The organism is Klebsiella sp. B345 (assembly GCF_051131735.1).
Classification (GTDB): domain Bacteria; phylum Pseudomonadota; class Gammaproteobacteria; order Enterobacterales; family Enterobacteriaceae; genus Klebsiella.
Map to the genome: position 1 here is coordinate 1101257 of NZ_CP180443.1, position 26629 is coordinate 1127885.

General features: G+C 55.8%; 27 protein-coding genes. 10 read left to right on the plus strand and 17 right to left on the minus strand.

What is annotated here, in order from left to right; translation table 11 throughout:
* Positions 1-99 precede the first annotated feature (99 nt).
* Together mepM and znuA are read right to left on the minus strand one after the other, a co-directional pair.
* Positions 100-1419 (minus strand): murein DD-endopeptidase MepM, encoded by a 1320-nt coding sequence (gene mepM, locus ACMYSO_RS05150; RefSeq protein ID WP_434584114.1) that lies wholly within the window; start codon positions 1417-1419, stop codon positions 100-102.
* 15 nt (positions 1420-1434) lie between these two features.
* Positions 1435-2379 carry a zinc ABC transporter substrate-binding protein ZnuA gene (gene znuA, locus ACMYSO_RS05155; protein WP_434669589.1) on the minus strand — a complete coding sequence of 315 codons (945 nt, stop codon included), beginning with the start codon at positions 2377-2379 and terminating at the stop codon, positions 1435-1437.
* A gap of 78 nt (positions 2380-2457) precedes the next feature.
* Between znuA and znuC the strand changes: the two genes are divergently transcribed.
* Positions 2458-3210: a zinc ABC transporter ATP-binding protein ZnuC gene (znuC, locus tag ACMYSO_RS05160; RefSeq protein ID WP_123754911.1), complete on the plus strand. Its 753-nt coding sequence runs from the start codon at positions 2458-2460 to the stop codon at positions 3208-3210.
* A complete protein-coding gene (gene znuB / locus ACMYSO_RS05165) occupies positions 3210-3995 on the plus strand; it encodes a zinc ABC transporter permease subunit ZnuB (protein WP_123754912.1) in 786 nt (261 codons plus the stop codon). Before znuC ends, znuB begins: the two co-directional genes overlap by 1 nt.
* 62 nt (positions 3996-4057) lie before the next feature.
* On the opposite strand, the gene ruvB is transcribed toward znuB, so the two are convergent.
* The 6 genes from ruvB to aspS all read right to left on the minus strand — a co-directional run bounded on the left by ruvB (position 4058) and on the right by aspS (position 9352).
* Positions 4058-5068 carry a Holliday junction branch migration DNA helicase RuvB gene (gene ruvB / locus ACMYSO_RS05170; RefSeq protein ID WP_123754913.1) on the minus strand — a complete coding sequence of 337 codons (1011 nt, stop codon included), beginning with the start codon at positions 5066-5068 and terminating at the stop codon, positions 4058-4060.
* An 8-nt stretch (positions 5069-5076) separates the two neighbouring features.
* On the minus strand, positions 5077-5688 hold the full coding sequence (gene ruvA / locus ACMYSO_RS05175) for a Holliday junction branch migration protein RuvA (RefSeq protein ID WP_434669591.1): 612 nt from the start codon (positions 5686-5688) through the stop codon (positions 5077-5079).
* A 79-nt stretch (positions 5689-5767) separates the two neighbouring features.
* Positions 5768-6289 (minus strand): crossover junction endodeoxyribonuclease RuvC, encoded by a 522-nt coding sequence (ruvC, locus tag ACMYSO_RS05180; RefSeq protein WP_434669593.1) that lies wholly within the window; start codon positions 6287-6289, stop codon positions 5768-5770.
* 37 nt (positions 6290-6326) lie between these two features.
* Positions 6327-7067: a YebC/PmpR family DNA-binding transcriptional regulator gene (locus ACMYSO_RS05185; protein WP_434584109.1), complete on the minus strand. Its 741-nt coding sequence runs from the start codon at positions 7065-7067 to the stop codon at positions 6327-6329.
* 52 nt (positions 7068-7119) lie between these two features.
* Positions 7120-7563, minus strand: a complete 444-nt coding sequence (gene nudB / locus ACMYSO_RS05190; RefSeq protein WP_434584108.1) for a dihydroneopterin triphosphate diphosphatase — start codon at positions 7561-7563, stop codon at positions 7120-7122.
* A 1-nt stretch (position 7564) separates the two neighbouring features.
* Positions 7565-9352: an aspartate--tRNA ligase gene (gene aspS / locus ACMYSO_RS05195; protein WP_123754917.1), complete on the minus strand. Its 1788-nt coding sequence runs from the start codon at positions 9350-9352 to the stop codon at positions 7565-7567.
* 268 nt (positions 9353-9620) lie between these two features.
* Between aspS and ACMYSO_RS05200 the strand changes: the two genes are divergently transcribed.
* The 5 genes from ACMYSO_RS05200 to cmoB all read left to right on the plus strand — a co-directional run bounded on the left by ACMYSO_RS05200 (position 9621) and on the right by cmoB (position 13308).
* Positions 9621-10187: a hydrolase gene (locus ACMYSO_RS05200; RefSeq protein WP_434669596.1), complete on the plus strand. Its 567-nt coding sequence runs from the start codon at positions 9621-9623 to the stop codon at positions 10185-10187.
* Positions 10184-11002, plus strand: coding sequence for a DUF72 domain-containing protein (locus ACMYSO_RS05205; RefSeq protein WP_434669597.1), 819 nt, complete (start codon positions 10184-10186; stop codon positions 11000-11002). Before ACMYSO_RS05200 ends, ACMYSO_RS05205 begins: the two co-directional genes overlap by 4 nt.
* A gap of 117 nt (positions 11003-11119) precedes the next feature.
* Entirely contained in the window at positions 11120-11515 is a 396-nt protein-coding gene (locus ACMYSO_RS05210) for an MAPEG family protein (RefSeq protein WP_123754920.1), read from the plus strand.
* Positions 11516-11554: 39 nt separating this feature from the next.
* The gene (gene cmoA / locus ACMYSO_RS05215; RefSeq protein ID WP_434669599.1) at positions 11555-12298 is read left to right on the plus strand and encodes a carboxy-S-adenosyl-L-methionine synthase CmoA; all 744 of its coding nucleotides are present in this window, start codon (positions 11555-11557) and stop codon (positions 12296-12298) included.
* On the plus strand, positions 12295-13308 hold the full coding sequence (gene cmoB, locus ACMYSO_RS05220; protein WP_434669600.1) for a tRNA 5-methoxyuridine(34)/uridine 5-oxyacetic acid(34) synthase CmoB: 1014 nt from the start codon (positions 12295-12297) through the stop codon (positions 13306-13308). The genes cmoA and cmoB overlap by 4 nt, the downstream gene beginning before the upstream one ends.
* Before the next feature lie 88 nt (positions 13309-13396).
* Here the strand turns inward: cmoB and cutC are convergent, their stop codons facing one another.
* Entirely contained in the window at positions 13397-14140 is a 744-nt protein-coding gene (gene cutC, locus ACMYSO_RS05225) for a copper homeostasis protein CutC (protein ID WP_434669601.1), read from the minus strand.
* Positions 14141-14216: 76 nt separating this feature from the next.
* Complete coding sequence (locus ACMYSO_RS05230; RefSeq protein WP_434669602.1) at positions 14217-14786, minus strand: VOC family protein; 570 nt, start codon at positions 14784-14786, stop codon at positions 14217-14219.
* A gap of 231 nt (positions 14787-15017) precedes the next feature.
* On the opposite strand from ACMYSO_RS05230, the gene argS reads away from it, so the two are divergent.
* Complete coding sequence (argS, locus tag ACMYSO_RS05235) at positions 15018-16751, plus strand: arginine--tRNA ligase (RefSeq protein WP_434669604.1); 1734 nt, start codon at positions 15018-15020, stop codon at positions 16749-16751.
* Between the two features lie 93 nt (positions 16752-16844).
* Here the strand turns inward: argS and ACMYSO_RS05240 are convergent, their stop codons facing one another.
* Together ACMYSO_RS05240 and ACMYSO_RS05245 are read right to left on the minus strand one after the other, a co-directional pair.
* Positions 16845-17984, minus strand: coding sequence for a glycoside hydrolase family 88/105 protein (locus ACMYSO_RS05240; protein ID WP_434669605.1), 1140 nt, complete (start codon positions 17982-17984; stop codon positions 16845-16847).
* Positions 17985-17988: 4 nt separating this feature from the next.
* A complete protein-coding gene (locus tag ACMYSO_RS05245; protein WP_434669607.1) occupies positions 17989-19572 on the minus strand; it encodes an MFS transporter in 1584 nt (527 codons plus the stop codon).
* Between the two features lie 74 nt (positions 19573-19646).
* Between ACMYSO_RS05245 and ACMYSO_RS05250 the strand changes: the two genes are divergently transcribed.
* Positions 19647-19775: a hypothetical protein gene (locus ACMYSO_RS05250; RefSeq protein WP_326933819.1), complete on the plus strand. Its 129-nt coding sequence runs from the start codon at positions 19647-19649 to the stop codon at positions 19773-19775.
* A 158-nt stretch (positions 19776-19933) separates the two neighbouring features.
* Positions 19934-20362 (plus strand): universal stress protein UspC, encoded by a 429-nt coding sequence (gene uspC, locus ACMYSO_RS05255; RefSeq protein ID WP_434669608.1) that lies wholly within the window; start codon positions 19934-19936, stop codon positions 20360-20362.
* Between the two features lie 27 nt (positions 20363-20389).
* Here the strand turns inward: uspC and otsA are convergent, their stop codons facing one another.
* From otsA to ACMYSO_RS05280, 5 genes are all read right to left on the minus strand, one after another.
* Entirely contained in the window at positions 20390-21814 is a 1425-nt protein-coding gene (gene otsA / locus ACMYSO_RS05260) for an alpha,alpha-trehalose-phosphate synthase (protein WP_434669609.1), read from the minus strand.
* Positions 21789-22592 carry a trehalose-phosphatase gene (gene otsB, locus ACMYSO_RS05265; protein WP_434669611.1) on the minus strand — a complete coding sequence of 268 codons (804 nt, stop codon included), beginning with the start codon at positions 22590-22592 and terminating at the stop codon, positions 21789-21791. The genes otsA and otsB overlap by 26 nt, the downstream gene beginning before the upstream one ends.
* A gap of 160 nt (positions 22593-22752) precedes the next feature.
* Positions 22753-23733 (minus strand): L-arabinose ABC transporter permease AraH, encoded by a 981-nt coding sequence (gene araH, locus ACMYSO_RS05270; RefSeq protein WP_434584093.1) that lies wholly within the window; start codon positions 23731-23733, stop codon positions 22753-22755.
* Between the two features lie 14 nt (positions 23734-23747).
* The gene (gene araG, locus ACMYSO_RS05275; RefSeq protein ID WP_434669613.1) at positions 23748-25262 is read right to left on the minus strand and encodes an L-arabinose ABC transporter ATP-binding protein AraG; all 1515 of its coding nucleotides are present in this window, start codon (positions 25260-25262) and stop codon (positions 23748-23750) included.
* A 61-nt stretch (positions 25263-25323) separates the two neighbouring features.
* On the minus strand, positions 25324-26304 hold the full coding sequence (locus tag ACMYSO_RS05280; RefSeq protein ID WP_434584091.1) for an arabinose ABC transporter substrate-binding protein: 981 nt from the start codon (positions 26302-26304) through the stop codon (positions 25324-25326).
* Positions 26305-26629 lie beyond the last annotated feature (325 nt).

A 26629-nucleotide genomic window follows, 5' to 3' on the forward strand; every position in this document is an offset into this window, starting at 1 on the left:
GTAACCCGACGTATTCTGGATATAGTTTAGCGATACGCTGGGGAACCTACAAAAGAAAAAGCCGGCGCGCAACAGGCACCGGCTTCGAGTGACGATGGCTTAGTCAAATCGCAGCTGCGGTATGACCTCTTTCACCTGCGCCAGATAATCCGTGCGATCGGAACCGCTCAGACCTTCGGTACGCGGCAGTTTCGCCGTCAGCGGGTTCACCGCCTGCTGGTTAATCCACACTTCATAGTGCAGATGCGGGCCGGTAGAGCGTCCGGTGTTGCCGGACAGCGCAATTCGGTCACCGCGTTTCACTTTCTGCCCCGGTTTCACCAGCAGCTTACGCAGGTGCATATAGCGGGTGGTGTAGGTGCGGCCATGGCGCAGAGCAACATAGTACCCCGCGGCGCCGCTGCGCTTAGCGACAACCACTTCGCCATCACCCACCGCGAGAACTGGCGTCCCCTGCGGCATCGCAAAGTCAACGCCACGGTGCGGCGCGACGCGCCCGGTCACCGGGTTCAGACGACGCGGGTTAAAGTTCGAAGAAACGCGGAACTGACGGGCCGTCGGGAAGCGCATAAAGCCCTTCGCCAGGCCGGTACCGTTACGGTCGTAGAACTTACCGTCTTCGGCGCGGATCGCGAAGTAATCCTTGCCATCAGAGCGCAAACGCACGCCCAGCAGCTGGCTCTGCTCACGCTTGCCGTCAAGCATCTCGCGCGACATCAGCACTGAGAACTCATCACCTTTTTTCAGCTTGCGGAAGTCCATCTGCCACTGCATCGCTTTAATCACCGCACTGACTTCGGTACTGGTCAGCCCCGCCGAACGGGCACTGGCGACAAAGCTACCACCGACGGTGCCTTTCACCACGCTGTTGACCCAATCGCCATTTTGCAGCTCACTGCTCATTTTGAAGCCGTTTGCTACCCGGTTATAGGTGCGCGTTTCGCGGCGCGACATCTCCCAGGTCAGGCTCTGCAGATCGCCGTCGGCGGTGAGTGTCCACGACAGTTGTTGACCGATTTTCAGGTTACGCAACGCTTTGTCAGCAGAAGAGAGCTGGGCAATATCGCCCATATCAATGCCGTACTGGTTGAGGATGCTGCTCAGGGTATCGCCGGTGGAAACCACGTATTCATGGCCGTTGGCGTCGCTATCGGCTTTGTCGTCCAGCTCATCCTGAGGAATCGCCTCTTCTTCCTGCGGCGCCTGATCGATAGGTTCAGAAGCTTCCGGCAGCAGCGAGCGTATTTCGCTCTTTTCCAGCTCAATTGTCCTGACAATAGGGGCTGATTCCGGATGGTAGATGTAGGGTCGCCAGACGGCGACCGCTAATGTCAGTACGCTCAACGACCCCAGCATGACGCGGTGAGGTCGTGGCAAATTGTTGAATGCCTGAGTGACAGCACGGGCTATCTGTTGCACGTATTCACTTCCTCGTTAATCTCCTTTCAGGCAGCTCGAATACTGTTTCGCCAGTTGTTCCAGAAACTGCGGGTAGCTCTCTTTACCCAGCTTAATTCCTGTCCCTAACGGATCCAGAGTCCCCATACGCACAGAGGTGCCCCTGGCAACAGCTTCTATAACGGCTGGCCTGAACTGTGGCTCAGCAAAAACGCAAGTCGCTTTTTGCTCAACCAACTGTGTTCTGATTTCGTGTAAACGCTGCGCACCAGGCTGTATTTCAGGGTTCACGGTGAAATGACCAAGTGAAGTCAGACCGTAGTGTTTTTCAAAGTAGCCATAGGCATCATGAAAAACGAAATACCCTTTCCCTTTCAGCGGTGCGAGCTCGTTACTTACCTGTTTATCGGTCGCGGCTAATTGTGCCTCAAACGCGCTCAGGTTTGCGTCAAGCCTGGCTCGACTCTGGGGCATAAGTTCCAATAATTTATCGTGGATTGCAACCGCCGAAAGCCGCGCTATCTCTGGGGATAACCACAAATGCATATTGTAAATACCGTGATGGTGATCGCCGTCACTTTTTTCCCCTGCGCCGTGGTCATGGCCGTGATCGTCGTCGTCGTCATCTGCCCCTTTCATGAGCAGCGGTTTCACCCCATCCAGTTGCGCAATGGTCACCTTTTTATTCGGCGCAATGCTTTGCGTCGACTTATCCATAAACGCCTCCATTTCTGGACCAATCCAGACCACTAAGTCTGCGTTCTGTAAGCGTTTTGCATCGGAAGGTCGTAGGGAATAATCATGCTCTGATGCGCCGTCTGGGAGCAGAACCTGGGTATCCGTGACCCCATCAGCGATAGCGGAAGCGATAAAGCCTAAAGGTTTCATCGAGGTAACCACAGCCGCGTTGGCGACGGAGGTATGGGCGAACAAAAAAACGGCGCTAAGTCCAGCGCAAAGAAGCGTATTTTTATGTAACATAATGCGTCTAATCATCGTAATGAACAAGAAAGATGTGATATTATAACATTCACTGACTTGTGCAACTCCTAATTTGACATGACTAATCTTGTAACGCTGGAAAACGTCTCGGTCGCCTTCGGCCAACGGCGCGTACTGTCTGACATTTCGCTGACGTTAAAACCCGGCAAAATTTTGACCTTACTCGGCCCCAATGGTGCCGGAAAATCGACCCTCGTGCGGGTGGTTCTTGGACTGGTAGCACCGACCGACGGTGTTATCAAGCGCGAGAGTCATCTGCGCATTGGCTACGTCCCGCAGAAATTACATCTTGATGCCACGATGCCGCTGACCGTCAGCCGGTTTTTGCGTTTGCGCCCTGGTACGCATAAGCAGGATATCCTGCCGGCGCTGAAACGAGTCCAGGCCGGGCATCTGATTGAAGCCCCGATGCAAAAGCTCTCCGGTGGCGAAACCCAACGCGTGCTGTTAGCCCGTGCGCTGCTGAATCAGCCGCAGCTGCTGGTGCTCGATGAGCCAACCCAGGGGGTTGATGTTAACGGTCAGGTCGCCCTCTACGATCTGATTAACCAGCTGCGCCAGGAGCTTGATTGCTCGGTGCTGATGGTCTCTCACGACCTGCATCTGGTGATGGCGAAAACCGATGAGGTGCTGTGCCTGAATCAGCACATTTGCTGCTCCGGTACGCCGGAAGTGGTCTCCATGCATCCGCAATTTATCTCGATGTTTGGTCAGCGCGGTGCGGAACAGCTGGGTATTTACCGCCATCACCATAATCACCGCCACGACCTGCAGGGGCGGATTGTACTGCGTCGGGGAAATGAGCGCTGATGATTGAATTACTGTTACCCGGCTGGCTGGCCGGGATGATGCTCGCCTGTGCGGCTGGCCCGCTGGGATCATTTGTGGTCTGGCGCCGCATGTCTTATTTCGGCGATACCCTGGCCCATGCCTCTTTGCTGGGCGTGGCCTTCGGCTTGCTGCTGAACGTTAACCCGTTTTATGCGGTGATCGCTGTCACCTTAATGCTGGCGGCAGGCCTGGTGTGGCTGGAAAAGCGCCCGCATCTGGCGCTCGATACGTTGCTGGGGATTATGGCGCACAGCGCGCTGTCGCTGGGCCTGGTGGTGGTCAGTCTGATGTCGAATATCCGCGTCGACCTGATGGCATATCTGTTTGGTGATTTGCTGGCGGTGACGCCAGATGATTTGATCGCTATCGCTATCGGCGTGGTGATCGTGCTGGCGATTCTGCTGTGGCAATGGCGCAATCTACTGTCAATGACCATCAGTCCTGACCTGGCGTTTGTCGATGGCGTGAAGCTACAGCGGGTAAAATTGCTGCTGATGCTGGTGACCGCGTTGACTATTGGTGTGGCGATGAAATTCGTCGGCGCATTGATTATTACCTCGCTGCTGATTATTCCGGCAGCAACGGCACGTCGCTTTGCCCGGACGCCGGAACAGATGGCCGGCGTCGCGGTTGGGGTCGGGATGGTGGCGGTCACCGGAGGGCTGACCTTCTCGGCCTTTTATGACACCCCAGCCGGCCCGTCGGTGGTGCTGTGCGCTGCCCTGCTGTTTGTCTTCAGCATGATGAAGAAAAACAGCGCCTGAATACGCAGCTTTCCCCGGTAGCACTGGTGCTTACCGGGGAATTAACGCTGAGTTTACCGACGTTATGGCATCTCGGGTGGCGTAATGCCAAAGTGGTTCCATGCGCGCACCGTCGCCATTCGGCCACGCGGTGTACGCTGTAAAAAGCCTTGCTGAATCAGATACGGCTCAAGAACGTCCTCGATCGTTTCCCGCTCTTCACCAATCGCCGCCGCCAGGTTATCCAGACCGACGGGACCGCCAAAGAACTTATCGATAACCGCCAGCAACAGCTTACGGTCCATGTAATCGAACCCTTCGGCATCGACATTCAGCATATCCAGCGCCTGAGCGGCAATGTCCATTGAGATGCTGCCATCATGGCGTACTTCGGAAAAATCACGAACCCGGCGTAGCAGACGGTTGGCAATTCGCGGCGTACCGCGCGCGCGACGCGCCACTTCCAGCGCCCCTTCATCGCTCATTTCCAGCCCCATATGACGGGCGCTGCGGCTCACAATATGCTGCAGGTCAGCCACCTGATAGAACTCCAGGCGCTGGACGATCCCGAAACGGTCACGCAGCGGCGACGTCAATGACCCCGCACGCGTGGTGGCGCCAATCAAGGTAAACGGTGGCAGATCGATTTTGATCGATCGCGCCGCCGGCCCTTCACCGATCATGATATCCAGCTGGTAGTCTTCCATCGCTGGATATAACACCTCTTCCACCACCGGAGAAAGACGGTGTATTTCATCAATAAACAGCACGTCATGGGGTTCGAGATTGGTCAGCATAGCGGCCAGGTCACCCGCTTTCTCCAGCACCGGGCCAGACGTTGTGCGCAGATTAACGCCCATCTCGTTGGCAACGATGTTGGCCAAAGTGGTTTTCCCCAGCCCCGGCGGGCCAAAGATCAGCAGGTGATCGAGTGCATCGCCGCGCAGTTTTGCCGCCTGGATAAAGATCTCCATTTGCGAACGCACCTGCGGTTGCCCGACATACTCTGCCAGCAATTTAGGGCGGATTGCGCGATCGGCCGACTCTTCAAACCCGGTGCTGTCTGCCGATACCAGCCTGTCTGCTTCAATCATCCCTTACCTCACAACGCGGCGCGGAGCGCTTCGCGAATTAGCGTTTCACTGTTGGCATCCGGACGGGCGATTTTGCTCACCATCCGGCTGGCCTCTTGAGGTTTATAGCCCAGCGCCACCAGCGCAGCAACCGCTTCCTGCTCGGCGTCATCATCAGACGGGCCGGCCGGTGAAGTCAGAACCAGATCCGCGGCAGGGGTAAACATGTCGCCATGCAGGCCTTTAAAGCGATCTTTCATTTCGACGATCAGGCGCTCTGCGGTTTTCTTACCGATGCCCGGCAGTTTCACCAGCGCCGCCAGCTCTTCACGTTCAACGGCGTTGACAAACTGCTGCGCCGACATGCCGGAGAGGATAGCCAGCGCCAGTTTTGGCCCGACGCCGTTGGTTTTAATCAGCTCTTTAAACAGGGTGCGCTCCTGTTTGTTATTAAAGCCATACAGAAGCTGCGCATCTTCGCGAACGACAAAGTGGGTAAAGACGATAGCCTCGTTGCCCACTTCCGGCAGTTCATAAAAACAGGTCATCGGCATATGAACTTCATAGCCCACGCCTCCCGTTTCCAGTAAGACCAGCGGGGGTTGTTTTTCGAGAACGATGCCTCTGAGTCTGCCTATCACATAATGCTCCTGCGTTAAGGGCTAAAGTATCTGCGGTATCATAAAAAAAGGCTGGATAAATATCCAGCCTGATTTGAGGTTATCGTAGGCGTCCACGCGCCAGATTGAGCCGCGTCTGGCTGATTTGAGCCGCGTTCTGGCTGACGTGGCAGTGGGTAATAGCAATCGCCAGGGCGTCCGCCGCATCCGCCTGGGGATTGGCGGGAAGCTTAAGCAGCGTGCGCACCATGTGCTGCACCTGACTCTTTTCCGCACTACCGATACCTACCACGGTTTGCTTCACCTGTCGCGCAGCATACTCAAAGACCGGCAGGTCCTGATTCGTCGCCGCGACAATCGCCACACCGCGTGCCTGCCCCAGCTTCAACGCTGAGTCGGCATTTTTCGCCATAAACACCTGTTCAATGGCAAAATAATCCGGCTGGAACTGGGTGATGATTTCCGTCACGCCTGCATAAATCAGCTTCAGTCGCGACGGCAGATCGTCAACTTTGGTACGAATACAGCCGCTGCCAAGGTAACTTAACTGCCGTCCAACCTGGCGAATCACGCCGTAACCGGTCACGCGTGAGCCCGGGTCAATACCGAGAATAATCGCCATCACGCGTCTCCGGTCGAAGAGGATTTACAGCCCGCCATTACAGCGTAGCCGCCACCTCATCAGAGATCTCGCCGTTGTGGTACACTTCCTGCACGTCGTCACAGTCTTCCAGCATATCGATCAGACGCAGCAGTTTCGGTGCGGTTTCCGCATCCATATCGGCTTTCGTCGATGGGATCATGGAGACTTCAGCGGCATCCGCTTTCAACCCAGCGGCTTCCAGCGCGTCACGTACGGCACCCATTTCTTCCCATGCGGTATAGACGTCAATCGCGCCGTCGTCATAGGTCACCACGTCTTCAGCACCGGCTTCCAGCGCCGCTTCCATGATCACGTCTTCATCGCCAGCTTCAAAAGAGATAACCCCTTTTTTGCTAAACAGATAGGCCACGGAACCATCGGTACCGAGATTGCCACCGGTTTTGGTGAATGCGTGACGCACTTCGGCAACGGTACGGTTGCGGTTATCACTCAGACATTCAACCATGACCGCGGTGCCGCCAGGGCCGTAACCTTCATAGATGATGGTTTCCATGTTCGCATCGTCATCGCCGCCGACACCGCGCGCGATCGCACGGTTCAGGGTGTCACGCGTCATGTTGTTAGACAGCGCTTTATCGACAGCCGCGCGCAGACGTGGGTTGGAGCCGATATCGCCGCCGCCCAGACGTGCCGCGGTAACCAGCTCACGAATGATTTTAGTAAAGATCTTACCGCGCTTCGCATCCTGTGCTGCTTTGCGGTGCTTGGTGTTGGCCCATTTACTGTGACCTGCCATAAATAATATCTCCAAAAAAGCCTTTTCCCGATCGCTAAAAGCCCGGGGAAAATTAGTTGGCGTTAATTACAAATTCTTCAATCGCCTGCCGGTTGCTCCACGACTTGGTTAATGCGGCGGCCTCCGTCGCATTAACCCAGCGGTAATCCAGGTGCTCAGTAAAGACAATCTGGCGTTCATGCGGGAGCGCAAGACAGAACCAAAATTCGGTATTGCGCTCAACACCCGGCGCGTAGCGATGACGTAAATGCGAAAATATTTCGAAATCCACCGTGCGCTGACAGTCAATTAAGGCCAGTTGCTCGTGAGCAACGTCAATGGCGACCTCTTCCTTTACTTCACGCACGGCGGCTTGCGCTGCGCTCTCCCCCGCTTCCAGGCTGCCGGTAACCGACTGCCAGAAAGCAGGATCGTCGCGTCGCTGCAACATCAGCACCCGCTTTGTATCTTCGGCATAAATCACCACCAGAACAGAAACGGGAAGCTTGAATGACATCTTACTTATTCTCCGGAGACTCTTTTGTCTCTTTCGCCACAACCTGGATACCTAACTCACCCAGAGACGCAGGATTCGCAAAGCTCGGGGCTTCCGTCATCAGACAGGCCGCTGCCGTGGTTTTCGGGAAGGCGATAACGTCACGGATGTTATCGGTACCGGTCAGCAGCATGGTCAGACGGTCCAGACCGAAGGCCAGGCCGGCGTGCGGCGGTGTGCCGTATTTCAGCGCATCCAGCAGGAAGCCGAATTTTTCACGCTGTTCTTGTTCATTGATGCCAAGAATGCCGAACACGGTCTGCTGCATGTCGCCGCTGTGAATACGCACAGAACCACCGCCGACTTCATAGCCGTTGATAACCATATCGTAAGCGTTCGCGATTGCGGTTTCCGGTGCGGCTTTCAGTTCGTCCGCGGTCATGTCTTTCGGCGAGGTGAACGGGTGATGCATCGCGGTCAGGCCGCCTTCACCATCGTCTTCGAACATCGGGAAGTCGATAACCCACAGCGGTGCCCATTTGGCTTCGTCGGTGATGCTCAGGTCTTTACCCAGCTTCAGACGCAGCGCACCCAGCGCATCGGCCACGACTTTCTTGTTGTCGGCGCCGAAGAAAATCATGTCGCCATCCTGAGCCGCGGTACGCTCAAGGATTGCTTCAACGATCTCAGCGTTGAGGAATTTCGCCACCGGGCTGTTGATGCCTTCGAGGCCTTTCGCGCGCTCGTTGACTTTCATGTAGGCCAGGCCTTTGGCGCCGTAGATCTGCACGAACTTGCCGTATTCATCAATCTGCTTACGAGTCAGTGCAGCCCCACCCGGAACGCGCAGCGCGGCAACGCGGCCTTTGGCGTCGTTCGCCGGGCCGGAGAAGACCGCAAACTCAACCGCTTTCACCAGATCGGCAATATCGACCAGCTCCATCGGGTTACGCAGATCCGGTTTATCAGAACCGTAACGGCGCTCGGCTTCGGCAAAGGTCATGATCGGGAACGCGCCCAGATCGACACCTTTGACATCCAGCCACAGCTGGTGCACCAGCGCTTCCATTACTTCACGCACCTGCGGCGCGGTCATAAAGGAAGTCTCGACGTCGATCTGGGTAAATTCCGGCTGGCGGTCAGCACGCAGGTCTTCGTCACGGAAGCATTTTACGATCTGATAGTAGCGGTCAAAACCGGACATCATCAGCAGCTGTTTGAACAGCTGCGGAGACTGCGGTAGCGCGTAGAATTTGCCTTTGTGGACGCGGGACGGCACCAGGTAATCACGCGCACCTTCCGGCGTGGCTTTGGTCAGCATCGGGGTTTCGATGTCGAGGAAGCCGTGATCGTCCATAAAGCGACGAACGAAGCTGGTGATTTTGGCGCGCGTCTTCAGGCGATTAGCCATTTCCGGACGACGCAGGTCGAGATAGCGGTACTTCAGACGCGCTTCTTCGGTGTTTACGTGGTTGGAATCCAGCGGCAGTGATTCTGAACGGTTGATGATAACCAGGTCAGATGCCAGCACTTCGATTTCGCCGGTCGCCATATCGGCGTTGACGTTTTTCGCATCACGCGCACGCACGGTGCCGGTGACTTTAATGCAAAACTCATTACGCAGTTCGGAAGCCAGCTTCAAGGCTTCGGCCGTGTCCGGATCGAAGAACACCTGCACGATGCCTTCGCGGTCACGCATATCGATGAAGATAAGGCTGCCGAGGTCACGACGGCGGTTGACCCAACCACACAGAGTCACCTGCTGCCCAACGTGGGACTGACGCAGCTGCCCGCAATATTCTGTACGCATGAGATATCCCTTAACTTAGCCGCAGGCGGATTGTTGCCTGCCTCGCAGGCGACGGAGTCGCAGCTTTAGCTGAATGTCACAACTGAATGAAAAAAGGCGGTCATTATAATGGAATTTCCGCCGCACGATAAGCCCGACGCAGTTTGTACGCTGCTTTGCTGTACGCTTATTGTCCGTGCTCACAAAAATTAACAATAATTGTTAGCCAAAAGCGCGTTCGGCAACGGTATTGTAACGGGCAAACGACATAACAAGATACGGGGTTACCATGTTAGAACTCAATGCGAAAAAAACCGCTCTCGTTGCCATCGACCTGCAGGAAGGCATTCTGCCTTTTGCCGGTGGGCCACACCGCGCTGAGGACGTCGTGACGCGTTCAGCCAGCCTGGCGCAAAAATGTCGTGAGCTGGGATCGCCGGTAATTCTGGTGCGCGTTGGCTGGTCCAATGATTTCGCCGAAGCGCTGAAGCAGCCGGTTGACGCTCAGACAGGCGCGCACGCGCTGCCGGAGAACTGGTGGAGCTGGCCGGCAGCCTTAGGTAAACAGGAAAGCGATATTGAGGTCACCAAACGCCAGTGGGGCGCCTTTTATGGCACCGATCTGGAGCTGCAGCTGCGCCGTCGCGGCATCGACACCATTATTCTCTGCGGTATCGCCACCAATATTGGCGTGGAATCCACCGCCCGTAATGCCTGGGAGCTGGGCTTCAACCTGGTTATCGTTGAAAATGCCTGTAGCGCACCGTCTACGGAGCAACATCAGGGCAGCATGACGAATATCTTCCCGCGTATTGCCCGGGTGCGCAGCACTGAGGATGTCCTCGCCGCCTTATGATCTATATTGGGCTCCCGCAATGGTCGCACCCGAAATGGGTGCGGCTGGGCATCACCAGTCTTGAAGACTACGCTCGCCATTTCAACTGCGTCGAAGGCAATACTACGCTGTATGCTCTGCCCAAAGCCGACATTGTCAGCCGCTGGTACGATCAAACCAGCGATAATTTTCGCTTCTGCTTCAAGTTCCCCGCGACGATTTCACATCAGGCGGCCCTGCGGCATTGTGATGATTTAACCCTCGAGTTTTTTTCACGCCTGGCGCCGCTGGCGTCGCGCATTGGCCAGTTCTGGCTACAGCTGCCCGCCAGCTTTGGTCCCACAGACCTGCCTGCGCTGTGGCAGTTCCTCGATACCTTACCGGAACAATTTACCTACGGCGTCGAGGTCCGACATCCGCAATTCTTCGCCAAAGGCGAGGCCGAGCAGGCGCTCAATCGCGGCCTGCATCAGCGCAATGTCAATCGCGCGATCCTCGACAGTCGTCCGGTTCATAGCGCCATCGCGCGTAACCCGGCAATGGTCGATGCGCAACGTAAAAAGCCCAAATTACCGGTTCATGCCGTGGTGACCGGCGGCAATCCGCTGGTGCGCTTTATTGCCAGCGACGACATGACGCAAAGTCAGCGCTTGTTTGAATCCTGGCTACCAACGCTGGCCAAATGGAGCCAGACGACAACGCCCTTCTTGTTTCTCCATACGCCAGACATCGCCCAGGCGCCGGAGTTGGTTAATACGCTGTGGGGAGATTTACGCCGGACGTTGCCCGAGGTAGGCGATGCACCGTCAATTCCGCAGCAAACCTCTCTTTTCTGATATCCTGCTATGCTAATCGGAAACATCGATGCCCAAAATGATTCGAGTTGCTTTGCCGCCAACACCCAGGCAACTTGAAGGATCAAGGGTATAAAAGAATAAAAGGGAGTTTTTGGTATGGTCAGCGCGCTTTACGCGGTTTTGGGTGCGTTATTGCTCATTAAATTTTCTTTTGATGTGGTTCGTCTGCGCACGCAATATCACGTCGGGTATGGTGACGGGGGATTTAGCGAGCTGCAGGTCGCTATCCGCGTGCACGGTAACGCCGTTGAGTATGTTCCCATTGGCCTCATCATGTTGCTGTTTATGGAGATGAACGGTGCGCAGAACTGGATGGTTCACGTGTGCGGCATTTTGTTGATTGCCGGACGGCTGATGCATTCTTATGGTTTTCACCACCGCTTGTACAGCTGGCGCCGTTCAGGAATGAGCGCGACCTGGTGCTCGCTGGTGCTGATGGTGCTGGCGAATTTGTGGTATATGCCCTGGGAGTTGGTTTTCTCCTTACATTAGCGCACAATACGCCGTTTTCGATTTTTCGGGTTTAACGTTATGTCTCACCGCGATACGCTTTTTTCCGCGCCGATTGCCAGTCTCGGCGACTGGACCTTTGATGAACGGGTTGCTGAAGTCTTCCCGGATATGATCCAGCGCTCGGTCCCCGGCTATTCCAACATTATTTCGATGATCGGCATGCTTGCTGAACGCTTCGTCCAGCCCGATACTCAGGTTTACGACCTCGGCTGTTCGCTTGGCGCGGCGACACTTTCGATCCGGCGTAACATCGCTCATGCGGGCTGCAAGATTGTGGCGGTGGATAACTCCTCGGCCATGGTAGAACGCTGCCGCCGTCATATTGACGCCTATAAAGCGCCAACGCCCGTCGAGGTGGTAGAAGGCGATATTCGCGATATAACGATTGAGAACGCCTCAATGGTGGTACTGAACTTCACCATTCAGTTTCTTGCGCCCGATGAACGCCAGGCGATTCTGGACAAAGTCTACCGTGGGCTGAACCCTGGTGGTGCGCTGGTGCTGTCAGAAAAATTCAGTTTTGAAGATAGCCATGTCGGTGAGCTGCTGTTCAATATGCACCACGACTTCAAACGCGCCAATGGCTATAGCGAGCTGGAAATCAGCCAGAAGCGCAGCATGCTGGAGAACGTCATGCTGACCGACTCTGTAGAGACGCACAAAGCACGCCTGCGTAAAGCTGGTTTTGAACATGCCGAATTGTGGTTCCAGTGCTTTAACTTTGGTTCACTGGTTGCGGTGAAGTCCGGGGAAAAAGCATGATCGATTTCAGTAATTTCTATCAGCAAATCGCGAAAAGCCCGTTATCTCACTGGCTGGAGACGTTGCCCGCGCAGGTCGCCGCCTGGCAACGCGAAGCGCTGCATGGCAAGTTCCGGGAGTGGGAGCGGGCCGTCGAGTTTTTGCCTGAGTTTGCCCCCTATCGTCTGGACTTGCTGCACAGCGTGACCGCCGAAAGCGAAACGCCGCTAGGCGAAGGTCACCGTCTGCGCATTGAAAATCTGCTCAAGAACCTGATGCCGTGGCGCAAAGGCCCCTACTCGCTGTACGGCGTCAATATTGACACCGAGTGGCGCTCCGACTGGAAATGGGAGCGAGTGTTACCGCATCTCTCCGACCTGACCGGACGCACCATTCTCGACGTCGGCTGCGGCAGCGGCTATCACATGTGGCGGATGATCGGTGCCGGCGCGCATCTGGCAGTTGGTATTGATCCGACGCAGCTGTTTTTATGTCAGTTTGAAGCGGTGCGTAAGCTGCTGGGCAACGATCAGCGCGCTCACCTGCTGCCGCTGGGCATTGAGCAGCTGCCGGCGCTAAACGCCTTCGATACCGTCTTTTCCATGGGCGTGCTGTACCACCGCCGTTCACCGCTTGACCATTTGTGGCAGCTCAAAGATCAGCTGGTCGAAGGGGGCGAGCTGGTGCTGGAAACGCTGGTGATTGAGGGTGATGAAAACACCGTTCTGGTGCCGGGAGACCGCTACGCGCAGATGCGTAATGTCTATTTTATCCCGTCTGCTGCGGCGTTGAAAATGTGGCTGGAGAAATGCGGTTTTGTCGATGTTCGCATCGTCGATGCCTGCGTCACCACCACCGACGAGCAGCGCCGCACCGAGTGGATGACCACCGAATCGTTGGCCGACTTCCTTGACCCCAACGACAGCAGCAAAACCCTTGAGGGCTACCCGGCTCCGCTGCGCGCGGTGATCGTCGCGACCAAACCAGAAACCCAGCAATCGTTGGCGAAAAAATCGTCCGGGCGTAAATAAAGGCCAAAAAAAGACCCCTGTTGAAATTGCAGGGGCCTGGTACGGGCAATCATCATATTGGGCGACATGATGTGCAGCAAAAAACGGTTTAACCTCTCTGGGCAGAAATGATGTGCTTCATTTCTGCCACCGCTATGCCATTAACGGCATAGCGCGAATATTCATCTGCGTCGGCATCGGTCGACATCGACAACCCGGGATTACGAAAGCGCATTGGCGAAGGCACCCACTGCCCGGCCGAACTGTGCACCTCTTTGACCCCCGCCTGGAGGAACTTTTCCAGGTTGGCCGCTCGAACACCTGCACCAGCCATAATGGTTGGAGTATCGCCCAGGGCAATAAGTTCCGTAATTAATGAAAGACCTTTTTCAGCGCTGGATTGTTGTCCCGATGTCAGGATGCGAGCGACGCCGAGATCGGCCAGTGCATGCCAGGCTTCATGCGGGTTGACGCACATATCGAAGGCCCGATGAAAGGTCACGGCCAGCGGTCCCGCCGCCGCCATTATTTTTTTCATCCGCGGGATATCAACCCGCCCATCAGGATCTAACACGCCGATCACCAGGCCGGGAAAACCGATTTCCCTGACCGTGGCGACGTCATCAAGCATCGCGGCAAATTCGCCGTCGGTGTAACAAAAATCGCCGCCTCGCGGGCGAATAATCGGATGCACCGGGATCGTCACCGTCTGACGAACCGTTTTCAACACGCCCAGTGAAGGCGTTAAGCCCCCTTCCTGCGGCGCCGCGCACAGCTCAATGCGATCGGCTCCCTGGCGCTGCGCCTCTTGCGCGCACTCCATGCTGTAGCAGCAGACTTCCAGTAACGTCATTCCCCTCTCCTTGCACGCTGCAGGCAACACAGCATGTCATGATTTATCGGTTCAAAAACCGCGTCGCTTCACACTGTCACGCATCAGATTGTTCACTGGCTACAATTTGCTCAATCGACCACGGGTGAAATTTGATGGTCACCGTACCGTCGGTCACCGCCAGCGTCGGGTTCGGCAGTCGTTCGCGCTCTCCTTTCGGTGAGCTGGTTTTGACAAAAATCCCCGGCTGCGCCAGCCCTTCGTCGCTGAGCAGCGCCAGCGCCCGGGCATTCAGAGTTTGCGGCTCCCCTGGCAGCACGATCTCAATGTGCTCCCAGCCTTCATGGGGATAACGCTTTTCGCCCGGCCACGGCAGTTCGACAACGTGGAAACGCCAGTGGGCGACGCTGACCGGCTCATCAAGTTTGAACAGGCAGATCGGGCGACCGTTGATGATGTTTTCTGACAGCAGCGTGCCGCACTGTTCAAAACCACGACGCCAGCGTTCTGCGGTGGCGTTTTGATGACAACGCAACGAAATGTGGTCGGCATCCAGCGGCGTGATATCCAGCCCCAGTCGCTCAGCCAGGGCGCTTAACGCATCGCTAAAGCGCGGCAGATCCGCGGAAATATCGTCGAGTTCATCAATTTGCTGCCAGTTCGCCATTTTTAACCTCAATCCACGCTAAAGAGAGGGTAATTTATCGCGTTTCCCGGCGGCGACCAACCGGGAATACGGCCGGGCCGTCACCGAGTGGTTATGGAATAAGCACGCCGCCCGGCCACGCGCGCCCGGTGCTGACGCATGGGCGCAAATGCAGTATACTCCTGCCCTAATTTGTCCACATTCCGGCGCCGCCCCGTAAGGGTTATCGCGCCTTAAAAGTAAGGTATTCCGGTGAATATTCAGGCTCTTCTCTCAGAAAAAGTCAGCCAGGCCCTGGTCGCAGCAGGTGCCCCTGCCGATTGCGAACCTCAGGTCCGCCAGTCAGCAAAAATCCAGTTCGGTGATTATCAGGCCAACGGCGTGATGGCAGTCGCGAAAAAACTGGGAATGGCGCCGCGACAACTCGCTGAGCAGGTCCTGACTCATCTCGACCTCAACGGCATTGCGAACAAGGTTGAAATCGCCGGACCTGGCTTTATCAATATTTTCCTCGACCCGGCCTTTTTAGCGGAAAACGTCAACAACGCGCTGGCTTCAGATCGCCTGGGCGTTGCCCAGCCGCAGGCGCAGACGATCGTCGTCGATTACTCAGCGCCAAACGTGGCCAAAGAGATGCACGTCGGCCACCTGCGCTCAACAATTATCGGTGACGCGGCGGTTCGTACCCTCGAATTCCTGGGTCACAAAGTGATCCGCGCGAACCACGTCGGCGACTGGGGTACGCAGTTCGGTATGCTGATCGCCTGGCTGGAAAAACAGCAGCAGGAAAACGCCGGGGAGATGGCACTGTCCGACCTCGAAGGCTTCTATCGTGACGCTAAAAAACATTATGACGAAGATGAGGTCTTCGCCGAGCGCGCCCGTAGCTACGTGGTGAAACTACAGGGCGGCGACGAGTATTTCCGTCAGATGTGGCGCCAGCTGGTCGACATCACCATGTCGCAAAACCAGATTACCTACGATCGCCTGAACGTCACCCTTACCCGCGATGACGTTATGGGTGAAAGCCTGTACAACCCAATGCTGCCGGGTATCGTGGCCGATCTGAAAGCCAAAGGCCTCGCCTGCGAAAGCGAAGGCGCGACCGTGGTGTTCCTTGATGAGTACAAAAACAAGGAAGGCGAACCGATGGGCGTCATCATCCAGAAAAAGGATGGCGGCTACCTCTACACCACCACCGATATCGCCTGTGCGAAATACCGTTACGAAACCCTGCACGCCGACCGCGTGCTCTACTACATCGACTCCCGTCAGCATCAGCACCTGATGCAGGCCTGGACCATCGTGCGTAAAGCCGGTTACGTGCCGGATTCCGTTCCGCTGGAACACCACATGTTTGGCATGATGCTGGGTAAAGATGGCAAGCCCTTCAAAACCCGTGCGGGCGGTACCGTCAAACTTGCCGACCTGCTGGACGAAGCACTGGAACGTGCCCGCCGCCTGGTGGCAGAGAAGAACCCGGATATGCCGGCCGATGAGCTGGAAAAACTGGCCAATGCGGTGGGTATCGGCGCGGTGAAATACGCCGACCTGTCAAAAAACCGTACCACCGACTACGTGTTCGACTGGGACAATATGCTGGCCTTTGAAGGCAATACCGCGCCTTATATGCAGTATGCCTACACTCGCGTGCTCTCCGTGTTCCGTAAAGCGGACATTGACGAGCAGGCCCTGGCCGCGGCACCGGTGATCCTGACTGAAGATCGTGAAGCACAGCTGGCAGCCCGCCTGCTGCAGTTCGAAGAAACCCTGACCGTCGTGGCTCGTGAAGGCACCCCGCACGTGATGTGCGCGTATCTCTACGATCTGGCTGGTCTGTTCTCCGGCTTCTACGAGCACTGCCCGATCCTCGCCGCCGAAAACGAAACCACGCGTAACAGCCGCCTGAAACTGGCGCAGCTGACCGCCAGAACCCTGAAGCAGGGTCTGGATACGCTGGGTATCGAAACCGTCGAGCGGATGTAAACGCGGTAAAAAGCAAAAAAACCCGGCCAATGCCGGGTTTTCTTTTTGTCGGCCCGACAGGCGTTGCCCCCAGGCCGTCCCTTCCGCCATGCATCAGAAATATTTGCGCAGATACTCCGTCAGGCACAGGATCGCCATCGCCTGGCCATAGGGCATTGAAGTCAGCGGGATCTCGCGGTAAAAATCGAGATTCGACCCCATTCCGGTACCAAACGACGTTTGCAGCAGCTCGCCTTCCGGGGAGATATGTTTGACGACTCCGCGAATGGCCCGCTCCGCCACGGCGGCGTACTCCTGACTGACGTAGCGTTTGCGCACCGCTTTGAGAATGCCGTAGGCAAACCCGGCGGTGGCCGAAGATTCCAGATAAGAATCCGGGTCGTCCAGCAGGGTATGCCACAGGCCACTCTCGTGCTGACACGTAGCCAGCGCGGCTATTTGTGCGTTCAGGACCTGCACGAGGTAACGTCTGACCGCGCTGTGTTCAGGTAAATCCACCAGCTCCAGGAAATCCGGGATCACCATCGTCAGCCAGCTGTTGCCCCGTGCCCAGCGGGCCCGGGCAAAGTTATGCTGACCGTCGTAGTTCCAGCCGTGGAACCACAGCCCGGTGTCGCGGTCCATCAGATTTTGCACATGCAGTAAAAACTGATACACCGCCTCTTCCACGTACTGCGGGCGATCGAGCAGTTTGCCAATTTTCGCCAGCGGCAGGACGGTCATCATCAGCGTGTCGTCCCACATCTGCTGATGGTTCTCCTCCGCCAGGGTAATGTGCTGCATCCCGCCGTGTTCGGTGCGCGGCATCTCATGCATCGCCCACTCCGCCCAGCTGTCGAGCCACGGCAGATACTCCGGTTTACCAGTCTCCTCGTAGCGATAGGCCAGCGTCAGAAACGGCGCCATAGTATTGACGTTTTTGGTGGTTGCCCCTTCGGCAAAGCGCTCGGCAAACCAGCTGTCGATAATCTCGCACATCGCGCTGTCCCCGGTCTGCTGATAGTACTGATGGATCCCGTACAGTCCGACCCCGTGCGTCCATTCCCAACCGGCCCACCCTTTGGTGTCAATCACCCGACCGTCATCCAGGCGCAGCAGAAAGGTCCCGGCGTCGTCGCGAATATTGACCAGATTGTGCGTCACTTTCTGGATCAGCGCCTGCAGTTCATTCCGGGCGATAAAATGCTCCGGCTGACGCAGTAACGGGCTATGTTTGACAGGCCAAACCTTCATATCGTTAACCTCTGTTATATGTCGAATTCATTTCTGTACCCTGCTTAAGTGATGGCGCAGCAGGGTTATTGCGATTCAGATAACCAATATTGTTATTTCCCCACAGCGAGTCGTACGGCATCCCGGCGAGCATCTCCACCACCGCCCGGTCTTCCGCCGTCGCCAACTCCGGCTGGGCGCGTCCTGACTGGCGCATTTTGAGCGTTTCCGCCCGCAGCACGCTGTGTGTCGCCAGATTGAGCTTAAAGCGCAATGAGACAAGGAAACCGCAGGCCAGCACCAGCAACGTCCCCACGCTCAGAATCAATAAAATGGTATGGCTGACTTCTTCAGGCTGAACTTTCTGCCCGGAGACAAAGCCGGAAAGCTGCATGATGATACCCACCAGCATTACCGCCCCTGCCTGAGAGGCTTTGCGGGTCAGGGTCATAATGCCGGCGAAGATCCCTTCGCGGCGCTGCCCGGTGATCACCTCATCGACATCTGCGATATAGGTATAGGTATTCCACGGTACATAGTTGATCCCACCACGACCCAGTCCAGCGACGGCAGACACTAACAGCAGCAGAGAGTAAACATCGCTCAGACCGGCGTAGTAGAGCAGCGCATATGACAGCGAGCTCAGGCCGAACAGCACCACCACCATCCGATAGGACGGTGCCGGGCCAAAGCGGATGCACAGCGGGATCATGGCAATCACCGCGATAAACTGGAAGATAGCCATCGTGCCCAGCAGGTTGGATGCCATTGCGGCCTCCTGCATCAGCACAAAGACCACATAGTAGGTAAACACGGCGTTGAAGACGTCCTGGGCGATATAGCCGCCGAGGTACATGCCTAAATGCTGACGGAAAATCTTGATCCGCAGCGTCGAGCTGAGCTCAATAAACAGGCGATTAAGGCTCTGGGCCAGCGACAAATTGCGCTTTTCTTCTTCCGCTCTTAGCGCCGCTTCAGACCACTCTTCCCGCGGTCGTTCCCAGGTAAAGAACCAGACGAAGGTGAGCATCAGCGCGCAAAGCACCGAGAACACCAGGCTGGCATAGAAAAAGGAGACCGCGTTGTCCTTACCAAAATGGGTCAGCAGAATACCGGGCAGGAACGACGCCAGAATGGCGGACATCTGCGCCATCGAAATGCGCGCGCCGGAGAATTTGGTCTTTTGTTTAAAGTCATCCGTCATTTCCGGTACCAGCGTTTCGTACGGCACCAGAATCATGGTGTAGACAATATCAAACAGCAGATAGGTGAGCAGGTAGTACCAGAAGCCCATGTCACCCACCCACATGATGGAGTAGCTGAACACACAGGGAATGCCGAGTAAAATAAAGAACTTGCGTCGCCCAAAGCGTTTACCGAGCCACGTGGTGCCAAAGTTATCGGTCAAAAAGCCCATCAGCGGACTGATAACCGCATCCAGCACCCTCGCCGTCGCGAAGATCAATGTCGCTTCAATGGGTGAGAGACCGCAGAACGTCGTATAAAAGTAGAGTAGCCAGGCCGCCGTCAGGGCGGTGGTCCCAGCCCCAAGGAAATCACCCGAGCCATAGGCAAGATAGTTAGCCAAACCGATTTTACGTGTTTTCATCGCCGCAAATCCTGTGTCTTTTTATTAGAGAACTTCGATCCTCTTTTTGGCGCTGCCAATAAAGGAGTGGATACATGGCTACAGTAAAAGCAGCGACAAAGGGTTACCTTTCCCTTATTGCCAGCCCACTCCCATCCATGGCAAAAACACAAAGAGTCAGCGAACACGCATCACCGATTTATAAAACACCATTTCTTTTATAGCAAAATCAAAGACCATTAAGAAAAGCTGAAGCGCAGAAACGTGATTTCCCACGACAAGAAATTGTGTGACCGGGCTGTGACGAGTAGCCCTTGCGGGAGGGTGAAAATGGGAGTAAAGAAAGTGTTAATGGTTGTTTCGCGTATCTCAAGGAGGCCTGATGCCGTACTCACACCTGTTAGTTGCCGTCGCCCCCACACCGGAAAGCCGCGTGTTGATCAACAAAGCGGTGTCGATTGCCCGCCCGCTTGACGCCAAAGTCAGCCTGATTACCCTCGCCACCGACCCGGAACTCTATAATCAGTTCGCCGCCCCGATGCTGGAAAACCTGCGAGATTTAATGCAGGAAGAGACCCGGGATTTCCTCTCTGAACTGGCAAAAGAGGCCGACTACCCTATCGAAAAAGTGACGATCGCCAGCGGCGAGCTGTGCCATCACATCAACGATTTTTGCCAGCAGTATCAGGTGGACCTGGTGATTTGCGGCAATCACAACCACAGCCTGTTTTCCCGTGCGACCTGCTCGGCAAAAAGCATCATCGGCAGCAGCGGCGTCGACGTGTTGTTAGTGTCGCTGGAAAAAGGCTAACGCCGACGGCGTCAGCCTGCAGGGTGATCAGGCAGGTTTAGGTAACGCGGAGACCTTCTGCGCTAAGGGGCTATTCTCACCCCGTGGTTTAATCTGCTGGAGATCGCTAATAAACCGCGCTTGCCAGTGGTGGATATCGTTGTCCTTGATCACCGCCATCATCTGCGAGTGGCGTGCAATCCGCTCTTCCAGCGGCATGGTCAGACCGCGGTCCAGCGCCGCCGCCACTTCATCGCGATCGTAGGGATTGACGATTAACGCGCTGGTTAGCTCATTTGCCGCACCGGCAAACTGCGACAGTACCAGCACCCCCGGATTCTGCGGGTCCTGGGCGGCAACAAACTCCTTCGCGACGAGGTTCATGCCGTCACGCAGCGGCGTCACGAGGCCGACGTCGGAATAGCGGTAAATCTTCATCAACAACTTGCGCTCAAAATGCTGATTCAGGTAGTACAGCGGCGTCCAGCCCAACTGACCATACTGGCCGTTAATTCTGCCGCTCGCGGTCTCCAGCTGATGACGAATATCCTGATAGGCCTGCACTTCACCGCGCGAGGTCGGCGCAATCTGGGTGTAACGAATCTTCCCGTGGTGTTGAGGATAGTTCTCCAGCAAAGCCTCATAGGCGAGAAAGCGCTCCGGCAGCCCTTTGGAGTAGTCCAGTCGCTCGACGGAAAAAATGTTTTGCACGCTCTTGAGCTCGCTTTTCAGCTGCGCCAGCTTTGGCGGCAGCGGGCCTTTGGCGCTTTGGGCAATCTCGGCGGGGTCGATGCCGATTGGGTAGACCTCGGTGCGAAAATGTTTCCCCCAGGCATCGTGATTCCGGCCGCCTCGCGTCACCAGACGGGTCTGTAACGCGACGCTATCCAGAAACGCCAGCCGATCGCTTTCGGTCTGGAATCCCAGCAGGTCGTAGTCGCACAGTTGTTCCAGAAGTTCGGCGTGCGGCGGCAGCGCGTTGAAGATTTCCGGCGTCGGGAAAGGAATGTGCAGGAAGAAGCCCGTGCGGTTGGTCATCCCGCGCCGGCGCAGTTCACTGGCCAGCGGCAGCAGATGATAATCGTGGATCCACACAATATCGTCGGGCTCAATCAGCGGCAGGAGTTTTTCAGCAAGATTCGCATTGACCCGCAGATAGCCGTCCCAGGAAGCGCGCTGATAATCCACTAAATCCAGGCGATAGTGGAACGCTGGCCACAGCACCGCGTTGGAAAACTGGTTGTAGTATTCGTCGTGGTCCTGCTCGTTGAGGGTAAACGACACCCAGGTAATATTGCCACGCGTGACCCTGGTGAGCGGCTTCTGGTCGTCGCCGATTTCCCCGCTCCAGCCAAACCACAATCCCCCTGCGGCCTTCAGCGCCCCGAGGATCCCCACCGCCAGGCCACCGGCGCTGGCTTTTTTATCATCCGGCGGCGCAATACGATTAGATATGACGATTAAGCGTCCCATGGCCATCCCTCCTGTCGTTTCGCGCATCGGGTTGTTGTCTGTTATTGGTGATGCTGAGTAGCCAATGTTGAACGGCAGCCACATCCGGCAGATGCCAGTGTGCCTGGGTGTCGCCACTCCCGACTTTCACCGACATCCCGCCCAGCCGGTTCACCACGTTAAAACCGGCTTCGTCCGTCAAATCATCCCCCACAAACACCGGCTCGCGTCCCTGAAACGGTGCTTCTTGCATAAAAGTGGCGATCGCTTCGCCTTTGTTGACGCCGCGCGGCTTGATCTCCACCACGCACTTCCCTGGCTGTAGCGCCAGGATCGGATAGTGCTTCACCAGCTGCTGCGCCAGCAACAGCGCCTCGTGGTGGTACTCCGGTGCCTGGCGATAATGCAGGGCAAACGCCATCCCTTTACGTTCCAGCTCGCAGCCCGGCATCTTCTCCAGTGCGCTCTGCAGCTGTTCATCCAGCTCTTTCAGCAGCGCATCAGGCAAGGAGACGATATGGGTTTTACCATTGATATCGCGGCGCTCAGCCCCGTGAACACCGGCTAACGGCAGCCGATAAGGACGGGTAAGTTCATCAAGCTCAGCCATTGAGCGCCCTGAAATCAATGCCACGGCACCATTATGCTGCAACACCAGTTGTCGCAGCGCCAGCAGTGCATTAGCGGGGATAACAACCTGATCGGGATGAGGTTTGATATCGGCAAGGGTACCGTCGAGGTCAAAGAAAAAGGCGTAATTTCCGGTTGGCACAGGCGGTACAGATATCTGGTCAGCCACCCTGTTTTCCTCCTTTCATGGCCAGCGAAATGCTGGTTGTTAACGAATTGTTAGCCATGTAAGTATAGACAGTGTGACCGGGATCGCCATTTTTGATTGTTGACGCCAGCGCTGCGGGCGCTGACGTCAATCGAGGAGTAAACTTGAAGGTTGGGACTCGTTACGCTGCACGTTTCGCTTTTTGTTTGTAGCGATCGAAGATAACCGCCGCCAACAGAATCACGCCACGCACCACATACTGCGAGAACGGTGAAATATTCAGCAGGTTCATGGCGTTCTCGACGGTACCGAGGATCAGGATCCCGGCAACCACATAAGAGATCTTGCCGATCCCGCCTTTCAACGACACGCCGCCCAACACGCAGGCCGAAATCACAATCAGCTCATAGCCAATAGAAGTCATCGGCTGGCCGCTGGTCATGCGCGATGCCAGGATGATCCCCGCCGCGGCTGACACCAGACCGGAAATCACGAAAATGATGATTTTGGTACGAACCACCGGAACACCAGCCAGACGGGCCGCCTCTTCATTGCCGCCAATCGCCAGAGTATTGCGACCAAAGGTGGTTTTGTTCAGCAGCAGGCCGAAAACAATCAGGCAGGCGACGGTCAGCCAGATCGGCGCCGGCAGACCAAACCAGTTGGCATAGCCTAAGGTAAAGAAGCGTTCATCTTCGATACCGACCGCTTTACCATCGGAGATGATATAGGCGAGTCCACGAACAATCTGCATCGTGGCCAGGGTGGTGATCAGGGCGTTGATCTTCAGCCGGGCAATCACGAAGCCGTTAACCAACCCGCTCAGCGCTCCCAGCAGCAAACCGGCGGCAATACCGATCCACATACTTTCCGTCAAGTTGATCACCACCGCGGTAGTCACCCCCGCGCAGGCGATAACCGACGCAACCGACAGGTCAAAATCGCCGGACGCCAGGCAAAACAACATCCCACAGGCCACCATGCCGGACATGGAAATCGCCAGCCCCAGCCCTTTCATATTGATGAACGAGGCAAAGTTAGGCACAAAAATCACGCAGCCGATAAACAGCACGGCAAAGACCACGAGCATGCCAAACTGATCCCAGATTCGGGCAAAGCTGAATGCGGAACGGCTGGCGTTTGGGGTAGTAACAGAGGACATCTTTGACTCCTTACTCAGGCGACCGCCTGGCTCACTTTTGGCATCGCAAGGCTTAACGCCTGCTGTTCATTGGCATCTTCATGCAGCAGTTCACCCGCCACTTCGCCTTCGCGCATGACCACAATGCGATCGGCCACACCGAGCACTTCCGGTAAGTCGCTGGACGCGAACACCACCGCCACACCAGAGGCCGCCAGGGCATAGATGACGTTATAAATTTCGTGTTTCGCCCCCACGTCAATCCCACGGGTAGGTTCATCCAGCAGGATCACTTTCATCTCTTCCGACAGCCAGCGCCCAAGAATCGCCTTCTGTTGATTACCGCCGGACAGATTCATAATGAGCTGTTCGGCACCGGGGGTTTTAATGTTGAGCGCGTTGATATGGTGCTCGGCGTTCTGCGCTTCCCAGCCGTTATTGATAATGCAACCGGCATGGATATGCCGACGCCGGGCGCTGATATTGATATTGTCGCGTACCGAATGAACCGGAATAATACCTTCGGCTTTACGATCCTCCGGGCACAGCATCATCCCGGCCTCAATTGCGTGGGCCGGTTTGCGAATATCAATTGCCTGCCCGTCGATATAGACCTGACCGCCGGTAATGCGGGTACCGCCAAACAGCCCTTTCATTAATTCACTGCGCCCGGCGCCCACCAGCCCGAACAGGCCGACGATCTCGCCGCTGCGCACCGACAAACTCACCGGTTCACGTACGCCAGGGGCTTTCACCTGCTCAAGACGCAGGCGCTCCTCGCCATATTCACGCGGTTTCCAGCCGTAAACATCACCCAGCTCGCGCCCCACCATCGCCTGGACCAGCGCATCATGGTTAACGGTGGCCATATCATCAAAGGTGCAGACATAGCGGCCATCTTTGAAGACGGTGATCGCATCGCTCAGGGCGAAAATCTCCTCCATGCGGTGCGACACATAAATAATGACGCGCCCTTCCTGCCGCAGTTCGCGGATGACGCGGAACAGATTGTCAATCTCACGGGCCGAAAGCGAACTGGTCGGTTCATCAAAGGCGATCACTTTGGCGTTACGGGTGAGCGCTTTGGCTATTTCCACCATCTGCCACTGGCCAATCGAGAGGTATTTCAACGGCGTTTCCGGGTCGATATCTAAGCCCAGATGTTCAAGCTGCAGACGAGCTTCGTAGTTCAGCAGCGAACGGTTCACCAGCCCGTATTTATGCGGGATCTGGCCGAGGTAGATATTCTCCGCGACGGTCATTTCCGGGATCAGGTGCAGCTCCTGATAAATAATCGCCACGCCGGCATTGAGCGCTTCGGTGGTGTTGGTAAAGACCCGGGGCTGTCCACTAATCTGCAGATCGCCTGAGGTCGGAATATAGTTGCCGCTGAGGATTTTCAGCAGCGTGGATTTCCCGGCGCCGTTTTCTCCCATCAATGCGTGTATCTGTCCGCTATAGCAGTCAAAGCTAATATCAGACAGCGCTTTAACGCCGGGGAAAGTCATGGTGATACCGCGAAATGAGAGATAAGGGGTAGACTGTTGCATAACGACTCCGCTCTTCTGGACTCAGCCTCCCGCAGGAGCAGGAGGCGTGGTAAGCCAGGCCTTACAGCCCTTTCTTCGCCAGCTCTTCTTTGAAATTGTCGCGAGTGATCAGCACCACATCGGTAACCGCGGTGAATTTTGGCGGTTCTGCACCTTTGGTCACCCAGTTATAGAGCATCTCACTGGTTTTATAGCCGTGGATATCCGGGCTCGGCAGCAGAGAGCCGTAGAATCCGGTCGCCTGGGCTTTCGACAATTCGTTCACCGCATCGACACCATTAATACCGATGCCAATCACGTCTGCAGCTTTAAAGCCCTGCCCTTCAGTTGCGCGCACGCCGCCAAGCACGGTGTTGTCATTCATACCCACGATCAGCCAGTGTTTCACCTGCGGATGCTGAACCAGCATTGAGTTGCCGGCATCGAAAGCGCCTGGGATATCGTTAGATTTGGTCGGCACGCGGTAGATCTGTTTTTCCGGGAAGCCGGCTGCTTTCAGAGCATCCATCGAGCCGGTAGTACGACGGCGGGCGGTATCGAGCTCATCGGCGGTAATGGCCATCACGCCGGTTTCCTTGACGTCCCAGCCGCGTTTTTGCATCTCTTTGTACAGTTCCTGGCCCTGACGCGCGCCGATTTCACTGGCGGCCATCATCACCAGCGGTACGCTGTCCATCGGCTTGCCTTTGGCATTGACAAACTGGTCATCGACGGTGATGACTTTCATATCGTAACCGCGCGCTTTCGCCACAATAGCGGCCCCCAGTTTTGGGTCTGGCGTACAGATAACAAAGCCTTTGGCGCCGCTGGCCGCCAGGCTATCGATAGCGTTGAGGGTTTTCTCGCCATCCGGCACCGCAATTTTAATGACTTCAAACCCTAAATCTTTGCCGGCCTTATCGGCAAATTTCCATTCGGTTTGAAACCAGGGTTCTTCCGGTTGTTTCACCAGAAAACCGAGTTTAAGGGATTCAGCCATAGCTGATTGTGACATAACCGCAGCGAGACCGATCGCCGCCAGCGCTTTAGTAAATTTGTGCATGGTAAACTCCAGCTTTATTTCGCTTTTCTGTAGGGAAGTATCGGACTTAATTATTTTATCGGACGTAAAACAAGGCATTAGACGAAACCGCAACCCATACTGCCGTTGTTCATTAAGTAATAACCGGAAATCAATTCTCCATACGAGAGCATTATCACATCACGGAATTACAGTAATTGCGTGCATAGATTCAGCGAAAAAAGACATAAAAAAAACGTCAATTGTCAGACAATTGACGTTATGAATAGCAAATTTGTCCATGCTGACAGCAGAGTTATCCTTGTGACCCACATACCGTTGCCAGGCCATTGCGGACAGGCCTCGC